Source organism: Orlajensenia flava (assembly GCF_004801905.1).
GTDB lineage: Bacteria > Actinomycetota > Actinomycetes > Actinomycetales > Microbacteriaceae > Orlajensenia > Orlajensenia flava.
The window spans coordinates 82,205-96,343 of the sequence record NZ_SSSN01000003.1; the positions used below are offsets into that span (position 1 = coordinate 82,205).

Genomic DNA, 14,139 nt, shown 5'->3' on the forward strand with positions numbered 1-14,139 from the left:
CGGGAATGTATCCACGGCCTGACGATCCGCGGATATCGACTTTCGTCGACGGGCGGATTGACAAGCAGTGGATGAGAATGTCGTGTCGCAGTAGAAACGAACGGGAGGACAGGATGCGCAGGGAGATCGATCGTGACGGGCTGGCACAGTTTCTGCGCCACCGTCGACAAGCGCTGCAGCCCGAAGACGTCGGCCTCCCGCGCGGTCCGAGACGCCGCACTGACGGGCTCCGCCGTGAGGAGATCGCCGCGCTGTGTCATATGTCGACGGACTACTACGCCCGACTTGAACGGGGTGGCGGGCCGCAGCCATCGGAGCAGATGATCGCCTCGATCGCCCAGGGTCTGCACCTCGGGCTCACCGAACGCAATCACCTGTTTCGGCTCGCCGGGCACGCTCCGCCGACCCGTGGCGCATCTGCGGAGCTGCACATCGCTCCGGGATTGGTTCGGATCCTGGATCGTCTCGCGGACACGCCGGCCGAGATCGTGACAGAACTCGGCGAGACTCTGATGCAGACCCCGATGGGTGTCGCGCTCACCGGTGATCAGACCGGGTATCACGGGCCCGCGCGGAGCATCGGCTACCGGTGGTTCACCGACCCCGCCACACGAGCTCGGTATCTGCCCGAGGATCACGACCAGCTCTCCCGTGTGTACGCGTCAGGGCTGCGTGAGATCGCCGCCAAGCGTGGGCCCCAGTCGCGGGCAGCCCACCTCGTTGAACGCCTACGGGATGAGAGTGAGCTGTTCCGCGCCTACTGGGATCGCCACGAGGTCGGTGTGCGGCCAGCGTCCGGCAAACGCTTCGTGCATCCTGAAGTGGGACTGCTCGACCTCGATTGCCAGACTCTCCAAGACCTCGACCAGTCGCATCTGCTCCTGGTCTACACGGCAACACCTGGCAGCGAAAGCCACGAGAAGCTGCGACTCCTTTCTGTCATCGGAGCCTCATTGACCTGAGCGGCGAGCGGGCTCGCGTGCCAGGGCTCTGATCAGGATCGCCTCGACACAGCGGCCGGTAACCTCATCAGCCCCTCAGGACTCCGGGACGCGATCCGATGCGCCGTCCGGGTCATCCGTCGGCTCGTCGGCATCCTTCACGACGTCGGGTTCCTCCTCGTCGATGTAGCGCTCTCCACCGAGACGATCGACGTCGAGGGGCTCTTCGCGGGGTTCGATGAAATCAGTCATGGGCCGAGCCTACGGACGGGAAGGGTGTCGGGCGAGGGCTTGCTTTCGGCTCAGGCGAACGTGACCAGGGTCGCGATCAGGAGTCCGACCGCTCCGAGCACGATGCCGACGACCGAACTCACCCGGGACAGACGCGGGCGGGTGGTGCCGATGCTGCCGAGGACCACGGCGACGATGCCGGGGGCCCAGGCGAAATAGGCGGGAACCGGCAACAGGGACATGAACAGCGCGACGGCGCCGATGAGGACGGCCGCGGCGCCCAGGCTGTTCGACGGGCGTGCCGGACGACCGGATCGCACGACGTAGTCGGGGGGAGGCGGTTGCTCCGTCACATCTCCAGCCTGCCACCATTCAGTGGTCACCCGCGCAACGCGAGCTCGGTGCTCAACCACCGGGAGTACAGATCCCACGGGTCCTCGATGCCAGCGCGAAGGGCGGAGACATGGTCGAGCAGGGTGTCGTCGATCTCGAACCACTCCGTGCGCGGTATGCGCTGATCGGCGAACTGCCGGTGCCGCCGTTGCTCCAGACCTCGACCCCCGCGCTCGAACGCGAGCACCTCGTCGTGCGGCAGTGCGGCGATGCGACGGCGCGGGGTGGCCGAGGTGCCGATCTTGATGCGGTCGTCGTAGCGGAGGTAGTAGACCACCTCGATGCGCAGTTCGCTCGCGATCTCGACGTCGACGAGCTCTCCGGCACGCCACTCGCACACGGCGCACACCCATCCGGAGGGGTAACGGATGCCGACCCGCCCTCCGCACGCCACGCACGGACCGGGGAGCAGGTCGGTGACGCCGACGTCGCGGGCCACCCAGTCGTGGGCGGCGAGAAGATGCGACGAGCACAGCTGCACCGGAGCCCCGGCCTCGATCGGCAGGCCGCACGCGACGCCGTCCGACCGGAGTTGGGAACATCGCGCCAGGGCAACCACGACGGCAGGCTAGCGTGCTCCTACGACATGACCCGGTAGTGCAGGTGGACGGCTCCGTCCGGGAATCGGTCCGTTGCGATGAGCTCGAGTTCCATCCGCAGGCCGACCGGGAAGAAGGCCGTCCCGCCTCCGACGACGACGGGCACGGCGAACAGGTGGATCTCATCCACCAGTCCCGCGCGCATCGCCTCGCCCGCGAGGGTCGAACCTCCGACGGACACGTCGCGATCGGCCGCGTCGACGAGCGCGCGGACCTCGGCGGCGTCGAAGGAGCGGACGATGCGAGTCGACGGCGTCGAGGGCTCATCCAGCGTGCTCGAGTAGACGACCTTGTCCGCCGCCTGCCACACCGCCGCATACTCCCGGATGACGGCGGATGGATCGTCGGTCGCGGCTTGCGTACCCCAGAACCTCATGGTCTCGTACATCCGTCGCCCGTACAGGTACGTGCCGATCGGCCGTTCGAGGTCGTTCACGAAGCGGTGGAGGTCTTCGGCGGGAGCAGCCCAGTCGAACGATCCCGCGGCGTCGACGGTGTAGCCGTCGAGCGAGGCGATCGCGGAGGCGATCAGGCGGGCCATGCGGGATGCCGTCTGCGTTCGGTCACGGCATGCTCAGCGGTGGGCTCGCGCGATGTCCATGGCGAGTCGCTCCATCTCGCCAGCGGTTGCTTCGATGCCCGCCTTGCGAAAGCGCCGCCGCAATTCCTCGAGCACGACCCCCGAGCTGTGCCCCGAGTAGTGCTCGCGGAGGTCGAGCACGATCGCGCTCACGGTGGGTGCCCGTCGAATGCCGGGTCGGCCGATAGAGGTGTTTGCAGTGCTGGATCTGGCTGCGCGGGGCAGGCCGATCTCGTCAGCCGTCGTCATTGACGGTCCTTTCTCGCGGGCCGCTGCGGCCGCGACTCATGTTAACCCTCGCCCTGAGCGGCGGGCTCCTCTCGCAGCACCTGCTCAGGATTCTTGTCCGGACGGAGCCCTCTCCAGACCGGATGCCGCAGCACCCCGCTGCGAGTCCATTCGCCGAACTCGACCTCGCCGACGATGGAAGCGCGAACCCACTGCGCATCCCGAGACTCCGCGGCGGGGACATCGACGAACGGGGAGGTCGAGCGCGACAGGGGACGAAGCGCCTCCGTGATGCGCTCGAGATCGCCGTCGGAGAACCCGGTGCCCACGCGGCCCACGTAGTCCAAGCCGCTCGGTCCGGGGATGCCGACCAGCAGGGAGCCGATGGTGGCCGCCCGACGTCCCTTGCCGGGGCGCCAGCCGCCGATGACGACCTCCTGCGTGGTGGTGTGCTTGATCTTCACCCACGCTCCCGAGCGTCGCCCCTCCTCGTAGCGTGACGACGCGTCCTTGGCCATCACCCCTTCCAGTCCCAATGTCCTGCTGGTCTCCAGGGCGGCCGCGACGTCGCCGTCGAAAGCGTCCGGCACGACGATCACGGCGTTCGGCTCTTGGACGATCGACTCGAGGAGCCGTTCTCGACGGTCCCGGTAGGGCAGCCGCACGATGCTCTCGCCGTCGACCTCGAGCGCATCGAAGAGGAACAGGCGAACGGGGCGACGTGCGGCCGCGACGCGGACCTCGGCGGGCTTGGTGAGCCCCATCCGCTCCTGGAGCAGGCCGAAGTCGGGCCGACCCGATGCATCGGGTGCGACGATCTCGCCGTCGTACACGCCGGTCGCCGGCCGGAAAGCCGCGGCGGCCGCCGTGATCTCCGGGTAGCGCGGGGTCACGTCGATGCCGTTCCGGGTGACCAAGGAGACATGGCCGTCGCGCACGGCGACCAGCGCACGGATGCCGTCCCACTTCATCTCCACGGCCCACTCGGTGCCGGCGTCGAGGGCGTCGAGAGTTCCCGGCCGGGCGAGCATCGCCTCGTGCGCTGCCGGCTTCTGGCTCGACGGGTACTCCCTCTCCTGCTCGGGGCGCATCTGGTCCTTCATCCGATGGATGAGCCACTGGCTCTTGCCGTCGGACGCGCCCCGCGACGTGCGGATGAGGGCGACGCGTACGGGCTCCCCGAGACCACCGGCCGCCTCGCCGTGCAGCGTGGCGATGACTTCGTCGTCGCGCCACTTCTCGAGCTCGTAGGTGCCGGCATCCCAGATCCTCACCGTGCCCGCCCCGTATTCGCCACCGGGGATCGTTCCCTCGAAGGTGCCGTAGGCGAGCGGGTGGTCCTCGGTCTGCACGGCGAGGTGATTGCGACCGGCGTCCGTCGGGACGCCGCGGGGGAGCGCCCAGCTCACCAGCACCCCGTCTCGCTCGAGGCGGAAGTCGTAGTGCAGGCGCCGAGCGTGGTGCTCCTGGATGACGAAGCTGCGTCCCTCGGTCGCGACAGCCCGTTCGGCCGGAACCGGCTCCGGCGTCTTCGAGGCGTCGCGCATCGAGCGGTAGGTGGCCAGGCGGTCGTCGATCGGAGCGGCGGTGATGCGCTCGCGCCCCTCCGCATCCGTCGCCGTCGGCGGAGCCCCCTCGATGCCCGCGGCCGGGTCGCCCGACCGCGCAACGCGCTCGAGCACTTCCTCGAACTCGAGCTGTGCCAGCGACGGGGAGTCGAGTTCCTCCCACGTGCGCGGAGCGGCGACGCTCGGGCGCAGCCGGCCGCGCAACGAGTACGGGGCGATGGTTGTCTTGCTGCCGTTGTTCTGGCTCCAGTCCACCAGCACCTTGCCGGTGCGCAGCGACTTCTTCATGTCGCTCACGATGAGATCAGGATGGTCGGCCTCGAGTGCGCGCGCGAGTTCGTGGGCGACGGCGGAGACCTGATCGGAGGTCTGCCGTCCGTCGATGGCGGCATAGAGATGGATGCCTTTGCTCCCGCTCGTGACCGGCATCGGGTCGAGGCCCATGTCCGTGAGGATGCCCCGCGCGATCCGGGCGACCTCGACGCACTCGGAGAGCCCCGTCCCCTCCCCGGGGTCGAGGTCGAGCACGAGGCGGTCGGGGTTGCGGCGCTCGCCGTCGTGGCTGAACCTCCACTGCGGCACGTGGATCTCGAGGGCGGCGATCTGGGCGAGCCACGCCAGCACCGCGGAGTTGTCGACGAGGGGATAGGTCTTGGGGCCGTCGGAGTGCTCGATGACCGCCCGCGGCACCCACTCGGGCACTCCACCGCCGATGTCCTTCTGGAAGAACACGGCTCCCGGCGCATCCGCGGTTCCGACCCCGTGCACCCACCGCTTGCGGGTGGCCGGACGGTGCGTGGTGTGCGGGATGAGGACGGGTGCGATCTGGGCGTAGTAGCGCAGGACGTCGGCTTTCGTCGTGCCGGTGGCGGGGTAGAGCACCTTGTCGAGGCTCGAAACCTTGAGGCGGTGGCCCTCGACCGAGACCACCTGGGCAGTCGCCTTCTTCGCCATCTCGACCTCCGTCGATGAGAAACCTAGCCCACTCGCGCCCGAGGGGTGGTGTACTGGTGCGATGAGGTCCATCTGGAAGGGCGCGCTCACGTTCGGCCTGGTCAACGTGCCGGTCAAGCTCTACAGCGCCACCGAGAGTCACGACATCGGATTGCACCAGGTGCACGACAAGGACGGCGGTCGCATCCACTACGAGCGTCGGTGCGACGTCTGCGGCGAGGTCGTGCCCTACCAGCACATCGACAAGGCCTACGACGACGGCGATCGCACGGTGATCCTGACCGACGACGACTTCTCCGCGCTTCCGGCTGAGAAGAGTCGCGAGATCGAGGTGGTCGAGTTCGTGCCGAACGAGCAGATCGACCCGCTGTGGTTCGACAAGAGCTACTACCTCGAGCCCGACGGCAACTCGCCGAAGGCCTACGTGCTGCTGCGTCGGACGCTCGAATCGACGGACCGCACGGCGATCGTCCGATTCGCGCTGCGCCAGAAGTCGCACCTCGCGGCGCTGCGCGTGCGCGACGACGTGCTCGTGATGCAGACTCTGCTGTGGGCCGACGAGGTGCGGAAGGCGGAGTTCCCGTCGCTCGACGCTGACGTGCGCATCTCGGCCAAGGAACTCGAGCTCTCGTCCAGCCTCGTCGACTCCTACGCCGGCGACTTCGATCCCGAGGAGTTCGTCGACGAGTACCAGCGCGAACTGCGCATCCTGATCGACGAGAAGCTCGACAAGGGGGAGGCCCTCGACACCGAGGCGACCTTCGGCGAGTCGGAGGACGCCGACAAGGGCGGCGGAGAGGTCATCGACCTCATGGAGGCGCTTCGCCGCAGCGTCGACAAGGCTCGCGGCGGAGCAGAACCGTCGACCTCTGCGTCGTCGGAGAAGAAATCGAGCGCGAAGTCCAAGCCGGCTGCCAAGAAGAAGACGAGCAGCAAGCAGACGGCATCGAAGAAGGAATCGAGCGCGAAGACGGCTCCCGTCAAGAAGGCGCAGTAGCCGATACCGCGGATGCCGCGAGCCGGTACTGTCAAGCCCCAGCCGGCACGCCGCCCCCCTCGGTAGCGTTCTTCTCGTCGCGGAGAAGGGACAGATCATGCCGGGAGCACGCAACAACAGCCTCAAGGATCCCGACCTCTACGAGACACTGCGCGAGGAGGGCAACTCCAAGGAGAAGTCCGCTCGCATCTCGAACGCCGCAGCGGCACGGGGGCGCTCCGCCGTGGGTCGGAAGGGCGGCGACGCGGACGACTACGAGGACCGCACCGTCGAGGAGTTGCGCTCACGAGCAAAGGAACTCGGCCTGCGCGGCTACTCGGGCAAGCGCAAAGGCGAGCTCATCGACCTGCTCAGGAACCACTGAGCGTGGTACGCCTTCGAAGAGTCGCGCCGTACACGGACTCGGGTTTCACGCGGGTGCGGTCGGGTCGAGGTTTCCGCTACCTCGACTCCGATGGCGTCGCCGTCGCGCCCCAGGAACGCGAGCGAGCCGAGGCGTTGGTCATCCCTCCCGCCTGGAAGGACGTCTGGATCTCCGATCACGCCAACGCCCACATCATGGCGGTGGGAACGGATGCGGCGGGCCGCCGACAGTACATGTATCACCCCGACTGGCGCTCCGCCCGAGACGGCGTCAAGTTCGAGCGGGCGCTCGCGCTCGCCGAGGCGCTTCCGGCAGCACGGGGTCGCGTCACCCGAGACCTGGGTGCGGACGACCTCAGCCATGACCGCATCCTCGCTGCCGCGTTCCGCCTGCTCGACACCGTCGCCGTGCGTGTCGGAGCAGAGGCGTACTTCGAGGCCAACGGCAGCTTCGGCCTGTCCACACTCCTCGTGAGGCACGTCAGGCTGGCCGACGAGAGCCTGACACTCAAGTTCCCGGCCAAGAGCGGGCAGACGATGGAGGCCTCCATCTCGGATGCTGCTCTCGCGCTGGTCGCGACGCAACTCCTCGAGCGGACCCCGCGTTCGCGGTTCCTCGCCTGGCAGGATCTCGAGCGGTTCCGCGCCCTCAGCGGCTCGCAGATCAACGACTACGTGCGGTCGGCCACCCGCGGCGACTTCACGGCCAAGGATTTCCGCACCCTGCGTGGAACCATCGCGGCCGCCACCTCGCTCGCCCTCTCCGGCGAAGCCGCCACCGAGCGACAGGCCAAGAAGAACCTGCGTGCAGCCTATGTCGCCGCATCCGATGCGCTCGGCAACACCCCGTCCGTCGCCAAGGCGAGCTACGTGGACCCCGCCGTCATCGACGGCTACCTCGCCGGACGGACGATCTCCCTCACCGGTTCCCCCGAGAACGCCCTGATCGCGCTGCTCGAACCCGAGGACTGAGCCTCAGCTGTCGGCGTCGGCGATCTCGTCGTTGTCGCCGGCCTGGGCCGCCTTGACACGGATGCGCGGGAGCACGATCCACGTGACGGTCAGCACGGCGAGTGCAGCGATGAGCGCTACGACTCCCGCGGTGCGACCGAGGACGAAGTCGAAGATCAGGCCGATGACGCCGGCGGTGAGCAGGGCGATCACCACGAGCTGCGCGATCAGGAACCGGTTGCCCGCCGCGACGACCCGACCCTTCAGTCGATGCCGGAAGTACAGGCGGTGCTCGCTGACGGGGGCGAGGCCGATCGCCGTCGAGAGGCCGGCCAGACAGACGAGCACGAGATAGAGGACCAGGCCGTACGGGTCGAGTTCGCCGAAGCGCTGCTGGAAGGCGATGGCCAGCAGGAAGCCGCCGATGATCTGGGTGGCCGTCTGCGCGACGCGCATCTCCTGCAGGATCTCGGACCAGTTGCGGTCGAGCTTCTCCGTGGGAGTCTCGTTGCGCAGCGGCAGGCCCTCATGGTCTTTGACGGTCATGGACGGATGCTATCCCGCCGCCGGGTCCTCGCCGGGTCAGGCGTGCTGGAGGAGGGGGACGTCCTCGCATCCACCCATCGAGCCAGCGTGGCTCGCGGCGCCCGGGTAGGCGGGGAGCCCGGGGAACGCGGGCGCGCCCGGATATCCCGGCGTGCCCCGGTAGACGTAGTCGAAACGTTGGATCAGGCGGTCGCCCGCGACGCTGCCGAGGTAGTCGCCGTCCGGCGTGAGCACCTCGTCGTCGTGGAACGGAAACCAGCCGATCCACGTGCCGCGCACGTCGAAGAGGTAGCGGCTGTCCGTCGAGGGTCGGAAGGCGATCCACTCGCCGGAGAGGTCGTACAGATATGCGGTCACGCGGGTCACCTTCGGGTCGGCGATTCGGGTCGCTGAGGCCGCCACGTGGCGGTCAGCTCACATCATGCCGCCCGCGCGATCAGATGTCGAGAGTGTCTCCGGGTTCCAGGGCATGGAAGGTTCCGCCGCCCTGCTCGGCGGCCCAGGTGAGCCGCCCGTTCGACAGGTCCTTGCCGGCCCGGCTGAGCACCATCTCGTGGGTCGGGAAGACATTCTTCGCGCCGATCGCCACGGCGTAGTCCATCGTCTCGGCGACCTTCATCCACGGGGCCCCGGCGGGCGCGGCGAGCGTGTCGACCTCGACACCGTCGGGAATCGTGAACGAGTCTCCCGCGTAGTAGAACCGGTCGTTGACGAGTACGCCGACGTTGTCCACCACGGGGATGCTCTCGTGGATGACGGCATGCCGGCCGCCGAAGAATCGGAGCGTGAACGACCCGACGGTCACGGTGTCACCGGCATCCACCTGTTCGGCGGTTATTCCGGCTGCGGCCGTCGCAGCGACGACGCCTGCGGGGCCGAGGAGTCGGGCGCCCGCGTTGCCCGCGAGGATGCCGGTGAGCTGTTCGGCTGTCCAATGATCGGCATGCTCGTGGGTGATCACGACGGCGACCACGCTCTCCACATCCGTCATGGGCCTCGTGAAGGAGCCCGGGTCGATGATGAGGGTCTCGCCGTTCTGCTCGATGATGAGCGCGGCATGTTCGAGCTTGGTCAATCGCATGACTCGAGCAAACACCGCTCCGCCTCGCGGTGCAACACGGCGGAACCGACATAATTCACGGTATGACCGCTGCCGACCACCATCGCGCCACGGTGGCCATCAATCCGAACGCCTCGTTCGGTCGCAATCGCGACGTCGGCCCGCGCGTCGTCGAGGCCATCCAGCGCGCCGGTCACACGGTGGCGATGCTGCGCGAGGCGAACTACGAACTGCTGCGCCGAGAGGTCGAGCACGCGGTCACCGCGGGTACTGACGCCCTGGTCGTGGTCGGCGGAGACGGTATGGTCTCGCTGGGCACGAACCTGGTCGCCGGCACCGACATCCCGCTCGGCATCGTCGCAGCCGGCACCGGCAACGACATGGCGCGTGGCCTCGGCCTGCCGATCGGCGACACGGATGCGGCGACGCGCGCCGTGGTCGATGCCCTTACCCGCGAACCGCGCGTCATCGACGCCGCGCGGGTGAAGCACGGGGAACTCACGACCTGGTATGCCGCCGTCCTCTCCGCAGGCTTCGATGCCGTGGTCAACGAGCGAGCCAACCTGATGACGCGTCCGCGTGGTGCGAGTCGCTACATCATCGCCCTCCTGCGTGAGCTCGTCACACTGTCGGCCGTGCAGTACCGCATGGTGATCGACGGGGTGCCCCGCGAGGTCGAGGGGATGCTTGTGTCCGTCGCCAACAACACCTCGCTCGGCGGGGGCATGACCGTCGCCCCCGGCGCGCTGCTCGACGACGGACTGCTCGACGTGTTCATCGTCCATCGCATCTCGCGGATCGAGTTCCTGCGGGTCTTTCCGCGCGTCTTTCGAGGCACGCACACGACGCATCCGGCCGTCGAGTTCGTGCGTGCGCGATCGGTCGAGATCGACGCCGACGACTCGATCGTGGCTTACGCCGACGGTGAGCGAGTCGGTCCTCTGCCGATTCGCGTCGATGTCGTTCCCGGCGCTCTCAAGGTGCTCGTCTGAGGGCCGCGCCGATTTGAAGCCCCAGCGGCGCTGTGGCATACTCGAACACGTTGCAAAACGGCCCCATCGTTTAGCGGCCTAGGACGTCGCCCTCTCACGGCGGTAACGCGGGTTCAAATCCCGCTGGGGTCACAACCAGAAAACCCCCGGTTCGCCGGGGGTTTTCTCGTACCCGCGCAACATCAGTCGCGGTAGACGTCACCCCTCGGCGTCGCGCGCGGCGACGAAGGCACGCACGCAGGTCTCGACGTCATCGGCGGAGTGCGCGGCGGAGAGCTGCACCCGGATGCGCGCCTTGCCGACAGGGACCACCGGGTAGCTGAAAGCGACGACGTAGACACCGTGCTCGAGCATCCGCTCTGCAATGCGCGCAGCGAGAGCGGCGTCGCCGAACATCACCGGGACGATCGCGTGCTCGCCGTCGAGCAGGTCGAAGCCCTCCTCCGTCATCCTGCGACGGAACAGGGCTGCGTTCGCGCGCAGCCGGTCGCGGAGGTCTGCGCTGCCCTCGAGCAGGTCGAACGCGGCGAGAGTGCCGGCCACGACTGCCGGCGCCACCGTGTTGGAGAACAGGTAGGGCCGTGCACGTTGGCGCAGGAGGGCGACGATCTCGGCGTGACTGGCCACGTAGCCACCGGATGCCCCGCCGAGCGCCTTGCCGAACGTGCCCGTGTAGATATCGACGCGATCGGCCACGCCGAAGTGCTCGGGCGTTCCGCGGCCGTTCTCGCCGACGAAGCCCACCGCGTGGGAGTCGTCGACGAGCACCAGAGCGTCGTAGCGCTCGGCCAGGTCGCAGATCGCGTCGAGCGGCGCGAGGTATCCGTCCATCGAGAAGACGCCATCCGTCACGACGACCCGCTGCCGAGCATCCGTCGCCGACGCCAGCTGCTGCTCGAGGTCGGCCATGTCGCGGTTGCGGTAGCGCAGCCGGCGGGCCTTGGAGAGACGGATGCCGTCGATGATCGACGCGTGGTTCAACTCGTCGGAGATGATGGCGTCCTCGGGGCCGAACAGGGTCTCGAACACGCCGCCGTTCGCGTCGAAGCACGAGGAGAACAGGATGGTGTCCTCGGTTCCGAGGAACTCGGAGACCCGCTTCTCCAGGGCGATGTGCTGGTCCTGCGTGCCGCAGATGAACCGCACGCTCGCCATACCGAAGCCCCAGTCGTCCATGGACGACTGGGCTGCGCGCACGATGTCGGGATGGTCGGCGAGACCGAGGTAGTTGTTGGCGCAGAAGTTCAGCACGTCGCCGCCGTTGGCGGTGATGTGCGAGGACTGAGCGGTCGAGATGCGCCTCTCGCTCTTCCAGAGACCGGCCTCGCGGATCTCCTCGAGCGTTCCCTGCACCCGCTGCTGCATCGATCCGTACATCTCTAGACCTCGCTCCAATCGAGGACGACCTTGCCGCCGCCCGCCCCGCGCGCCGCCGCGAAGCCCTTCTCCCATTCCCGCGCCGGGAATCGGTCGGTGATGACAGCCGAAAGCGCTGCCTGCAACTCCGTACTGCTCTGCAGCATGGCGCTCATCGCGTTCCAGCTCTCGTACATCTCGCGCCCATAGATGCCCTTGATGGTGAGCATGTGGGTGACGACCTTGGCCCAGTCCACGTCGATCGGCGCACTCGGCAGTCCCAGCATGGCGACTCGCCCACCATGGTTGAGGTTCTCGATCATCTCCGGCAGTGCCGTCGGATGACCCGACATCTCGAATCCGACGTCGAAGCCCTCGCGCATGCCGAGCTCCTGCTGGGCGTCTCGGATGCGCTGCCGAGCGACGTTCACGGTGAGGTCAGCCCCGACCTGCCTCGCGAGCGCGAGGCGAGGCTCGGAGACATCCGTCACCACGACGTGCCGGGCGCCGATGTGCCGCGCCACGGCAGCCGACATGAGGCCGATCGGCCCGGCTCCCGTGATCAGCACGTCCTCGCCGACCAGGGGGAAGCTGAGGGCTACGTGCACCGCGTTGCCGAAGGGATCGAAGATGGCCCCCAGGTCGGGATCGGTGCCGGGGGAGTGCACCCACACATTCGTCTCGGGGATGGTGATGTATTCGGCGAACGCTCCATCCCGGTTCACGCCGAGACCGATGGTGCGGATGCACATCTGGCGTCGACCCGCCCGGCAGTTGCGGCAGGTGCCGCAGACGATGTGGCCCTCACCGCTCACGCGGGCCCCGACGTGCACGTCGCGCACGTTGCGGCCGATCTCGACCACCTCGCCGTAGAACTCGTGCCCGGGGATGATCGGTGCCTGGATCGTGGACGCCGCCCAGGCATCCCACGACTCGATGTGAAGGTCGGTTCCGCAGATGCCCGTTCGGAGCACCCGGATCGTGACGTCGTCGTCACCCGTGACGGGTTCCGGCCGGTCGGCCAGTTCCAGTCCGGGTGCGCCGCTCGGCTTGATGAGAGCCAGCATGCGCATACCTCGTTCCTCGTCTTGTGGACGACGTTCAGGCTACTCGGCGCGCTCGGGTGCTACAGGCGGCGCATCGCTCCGATAGGCTTGCGGGAGCGAAGGGGAGTACCCCACCTCGCCTGTTTCGTCATCACGGAGGCCGACGCCGGCACCCCGGACCAGGCGGCATCCGTTCGGATGCGGGAGAGACTTTCGGCGATCAGCCAACCCTGCTCCCTCCGCGAAAGGCCGTCCATGGCAACCGTTCTCCCGCTCTGGTTCGAGATCACGTCACTCGTCGTGCTCACTGTCATCCTCGTCGGCGACCTGCTGCTCGTCATCAAGCGACCGCACGTCCCCTCGTTCCGTGAGGCGACCCTCTGGGTGGTGTTCTACGTCGCGTTGGCGCTCATCTTCGCCGGGCTCATGTTCGTGATCGGCGACGTGCACCACGGCAGCGAATTCCTCGCCGGATGGCTGACGGAGTACAGCCTGTCCATCGACAACCTGTTCGTCTTCGTCGTGATCATGGCCCGCTTCGCCGTGCCGAGGAAGATCCAGCAGGAAGTGCTCATGGTGGGCATCATCATCGCGCTCGTCCTGCGACTGGTCTTCATCCTGCTGGGCGCCGCGCTCATCGAGAACTTCAGCTGGGTGTTCTACATCTTCGGAGCGTTCCTGCTCTACACGGCGTTCAACCAGGCGTTCGGAAACCACGAGGATGACGGCAAGGAGAGCGGCCTCATCACGATGATCCGCCGGCGCGTCGCGATCGCCCCCGACTACGACGGCATCAAGATCCGCACGCGCATCGACGGCAAGCGCCTCTTCACGCCGGTGCTCATCGTCTTCGTCGCCATCGGCACGACCGACCTCATCTTCGCGCTCGACTCCATCCCTGCCATCTTCGGCATCACCCAGAGTCCGTTCATCGTGTTCACCGCCAACGTGTTCGCCCTCATGGGCCTGCGCCAGCTCTACTTCCTGCTCGGCGGGCTGCTCGAACGACTCGAGTATCTGAAATACGGGATCGCCTTCATCCTCTTCTTCATCGGCGTCAAGCTCTTCTTCCACGCCCTGCACACCAACGAGCTGCCCTTCATCAACGGAGGCAAGCACATCGATTGGGTGCCCGAGATCGACACCTGGACCTCGCTCATCGTCATCGTCGCGTCGATGGTCGTCGCGACCGTGGCGAGTCTCATCAAGGCGCGCGTGGATGCGCAGAAGCGAGGCACGACACTCGGCGACGAGGTGCCGCACTTCACGGAGGACTGAGCGCCGCCCGCCGCACTTGCTAGGGTGGTGCCGCTCACCGGCGACGGTGAACGCGG

Annotated in this window: 17 protein-coding genes and 1 tRNA gene; 7 read left to right on the top strand and 11 right to left on the bottom strand. The window is 67.6% G+C overall.

What is annotated here, in order from left to right:
* Positions 1 to 113 precede the first annotated feature (113 nt).
* Positions 114 to 962, top strand: a complete 849-nt coding sequence (locus E6C70_RS02235) for a helix-turn-helix transcriptional regulator (RefSeq protein ID WP_136423657.1) — start codon at positions 114 to 116, stop codon at positions 960 to 962.
* Positions 963 to 1,037: 75 nt separating this feature from the next.
* Here the strand turns inward: E6C70_RS02235 and E6C70_RS16605 are convergent, their stop codons facing one another.
* Genes E6C70_RS16605 through E6C70_RS02260 form a run of 6 tightly spaced genes read right to left on the bottom strand, consistent with a single transcriptional unit; the run spans position 1,038 to position 5,494 of the window.
* A complete protein-coding gene (locus E6C70_RS16605) occupies positions 1,038 to 1,193 on the bottom strand; it encodes a hypothetical protein (protein WP_168770841.1) in 156 nt (51 codons plus the stop codon).
* 50 nt (positions 1,194 to 1,243) lie between these two features.
* A complete protein-coding gene (locus E6C70_RS02240) occupies positions 1,244 to 1,555 on the bottom strand; it encodes a hypothetical protein (RefSeq protein WP_136421838.1) in 312 nt (103 codons plus the stop codon).
* Complete coding sequence (locus tag E6C70_RS02245; protein WP_328590800.1) at positions 1,552 to 2,124, bottom strand: GIY-YIG nuclease family protein; 573 nt, start codon at positions 2,122 to 2,124, stop codon at positions 1,552 to 1,554. Before E6C70_RS02245 ends, E6C70_RS02240 begins: the two co-directional genes overlap by 4 nt.
* A 20-nt stretch (positions 2,125 to 2,144) precedes the next feature.
* Complete coding sequence (locus E6C70_RS02250; RefSeq protein ID WP_136421840.1) at positions 2,145 to 2,705, bottom strand: dihydrofolate reductase family protein; 561 nt, start codon at positions 2,703 to 2,705, stop codon at positions 2,145 to 2,147.
* Between the two features lie 33 nt (positions 2,706 to 2,738).
* Complete coding sequence (locus E6C70_RS02255) at positions 2,739 to 2,993, bottom strand: hypothetical protein (RefSeq protein ID WP_136421842.1); 255 nt, start codon at positions 2,991 to 2,993, stop codon at positions 2,739 to 2,741.
* A 41-nt stretch (positions 2,994 to 3,034) separates the two neighbouring features.
* Entirely contained in the window at positions 3,035 to 5,494 is a 2,460-nt protein-coding gene (locus tag E6C70_RS02260; RefSeq protein ID WP_136421844.1) for an ATP-dependent DNA ligase, read from the bottom strand.
* A 61-nt stretch (positions 5,495 to 5,555) separates the two neighbouring features.
* Here E6C70_RS02260 and ku point away from each other — a divergent pair, with 61 nt between their 5' ends.
* The 3 genes from ku (at position 5,556) to E6C70_RS02275 (ending at position 7,826) form a co-directional block, all read left to right on the top strand.
* Positions 5,556 to 6,491 carry a non-homologous end joining protein Ku gene (ku, locus tag E6C70_RS02265; protein ID WP_136421846.1) on the top strand — a complete coding sequence of 312 codons (936 nt, stop codon included), beginning with the start codon at positions 5,556 to 5,558 and terminating at the stop codon, positions 6,489 to 6,491.
* A 97-nt stretch (positions 6,492 to 6,588) separates the two neighbouring features.
* Complete coding sequence (locus E6C70_RS02270) at positions 6,589 to 6,855, top strand: DUF7218 family protein (protein WP_136421848.1); 267 nt, start codon at positions 6,589 to 6,591, stop codon at positions 6,853 to 6,855.
* 2 nt (positions 6,856 to 6,857) lie between these two features.
* Positions 6,858 to 7,826, top strand: a complete 969-nt coding sequence (locus E6C70_RS02275; RefSeq protein WP_136421850.1) for a DNA topoisomerase IB — start codon at positions 6,858 to 6,860, stop codon at positions 7,824 to 7,826.
* Positions 7,827 to 7,829: 3 nt separating this feature from the next.
* On the opposite strand, the gene E6C70_RS02280 is transcribed toward E6C70_RS02275, so the two are convergent.
* From E6C70_RS02280 to E6C70_RS02290, 3 genes are all read right to left on the bottom strand, one after another.
* The gene (locus tag E6C70_RS02280) at positions 7,830 to 8,351 is read right to left on the bottom strand and encodes a DUF6328 family protein (RefSeq protein ID WP_136421851.1); all 522 of its coding nucleotides are present in this window, start codon (positions 8,349 to 8,351) and stop codon (positions 7,830 to 7,832) included.
* 36 nt (positions 8,352 to 8,387) lie between these two features.
* A complete protein-coding gene (locus tag E6C70_RS02285; protein WP_136421853.1) occupies positions 8,388 to 8,708 on the bottom strand; it encodes a 4-fold beta flower protein in 321 nt (106 codons plus the stop codon).
* A 79-nt stretch (positions 8,709 to 8,787) separates the two neighbouring features.
* Positions 8,788 to 9,432 carry an MBL fold metallo-hydrolase gene (locus E6C70_RS02290; protein ID WP_136421854.1) on the bottom strand — a complete coding sequence of 215 codons (645 nt, stop codon included), beginning with the start codon at positions 9,430 to 9,432 and terminating at the stop codon, positions 8,788 to 8,790.
* A gap of 62 nt (positions 9,433 to 9,494) precedes the next feature.
* On the opposite strand from E6C70_RS02290, the gene E6C70_RS02295 reads away from it, so the two are divergent.
* Positions 9,495 to 10,403 (top strand): diacylglycerol/lipid kinase family protein, encoded by a 909-nt coding sequence (locus E6C70_RS02295; RefSeq protein ID WP_136421857.1) that lies wholly within the window; start codon positions 9,495 to 9,497, stop codon positions 10,401 to 10,403.
* Positions 10,404 to 10,462: 59 nt separating this feature from the next.
* Positions 10,463 to 10,535 (top strand) — tRNA-Glu (locus E6C70_RS02300).
* A 66-nt stretch (positions 10,536 to 10,601) separates the two neighbouring features.
* Here the strand turns inward: E6C70_RS02300 and E6C70_RS02305 are convergent.
* Positions 10,602 to 11,780, bottom strand: a complete 1,179-nt coding sequence (locus tag E6C70_RS02305; RefSeq protein ID WP_136421859.1) for a glycine C-acetyltransferase — start codon at positions 11,778 to 11,780, stop codon at positions 10,602 to 10,604.
* Between the two features lie 2 nt (positions 11,781 to 11,782).
* Complete coding sequence (tdh, locus tag E6C70_RS02310) at positions 11,783 to 12,826, bottom strand: L-threonine 3-dehydrogenase (RefSeq protein ID WP_136423660.1); 1,044 nt, start codon at positions 12,824 to 12,826, stop codon at positions 11,783 to 11,785.
* Positions 12,827 to 13,060: 234 nt separating this feature from the next.
* Here tdh and E6C70_RS02315 point away from each other — a divergent pair, with 234 nt between their 5' ends.
* The gene (locus E6C70_RS02315) at positions 13,061 to 14,083 is read left to right on the top strand and encodes a TerC/Alx family metal homeostasis membrane protein (protein ID WP_136421861.1); all 1,023 of its coding nucleotides are present in this window, start codon (positions 13,061 to 13,063) and stop codon (positions 14,081 to 14,083) included.
* Positions 14,084 to 14,139: the final 56 nt, after the last annotated feature.

Excerpts from the sequence above, each read along its gene's own strand:
- E6C70_RS02260 (WP_136421844.1), bottom strand. The coding sequence starts at position 5,494 with ATGGCGAAGAAGGCGACTGCCCAGGTGGTCTCGGTCGAGGGCCACCGC.
- E6C70_RS02280 (WP_136421851.1), bottom strand. The coding sequence starts at position 8,351 with ATGACCGTCAAAGACCATGAGGGCCTGCCGCTGCGCAACGAGACTCCC.
- E6C70_RS02270 (WP_136421848.1), top strand. The coding sequence starts at position 6,589 with ATGCCGGGAGCACGCAACAACAGCCTCAAGGATCCCGACCTCTACGAG.
- E6C70_RS02295 (WP_136421857.1), top strand. The coding sequence starts at position 9,495 with ATGACCGCTGCCGACCACCATCGCGCCACGGTGGCCATCAATCCGAAC.
- E6C70_RS02315 (WP_136421861.1), top strand. The coding sequence starts at position 13,061 with ATGGCAACCGTTCTCCCGCTCTGGTTCGAGATCACGTCACTCGTCGTG.
- E6C70_RS02235 (WP_136423657.1), top strand. The coding sequence starts at position 114 with ATGCGCAGGGAGATCGATCGTGACGGGCTGGCACAGTTTCTGCGCCAC.
- E6C70_RS02305 (WP_136421859.1), bottom strand. The coding sequence starts at position 11,780 with ATGTACGGATCGATGCAGCAGCGGGTGCAGGGAACGCTCGAGGAGATC.
- E6C70_RS16605 (WP_168770841.1), bottom strand. The coding sequence starts at position 1,193 with ATGACTGATTTCATCGAACCCCGCGAAGAGCCCCTCGACGTCGATCGT.
- E6C70_RS02290 (WP_136421854.1), bottom strand. The coding sequence starts at position 9,432 with ATGCGATTGACCAAGCTCGAACATGCCGCGCTCATCATCGAGCAGAAC.
- tdh (WP_136423660.1), bottom strand. The coding sequence starts at position 12,826 with ATGCTGGCTCTCATCAAGCCGAGCGGCGCACCCGGACTGGAACTGGCC.
- E6C70_RS02250 (WP_136421840.1), bottom strand. The coding sequence starts at position 2,705 with ATGGCCCGCCTGATCGCCTCCGCGATCGCCTCGCTCGACGGCTACACC.
- E6C70_RS02255 (WP_136421842.1), bottom strand. The coding sequence starts at position 2,993 with ATGACGACGGCTGACGAGATCGGCCTGCCCCGCGCAGCCAGATCCAGC.
- ku (WP_136421846.1), top strand. The coding sequence starts at position 5,556 with ATGAGGTCCATCTGGAAGGGCGCGCTCACGTTCGGCCTGGTCAACGTG.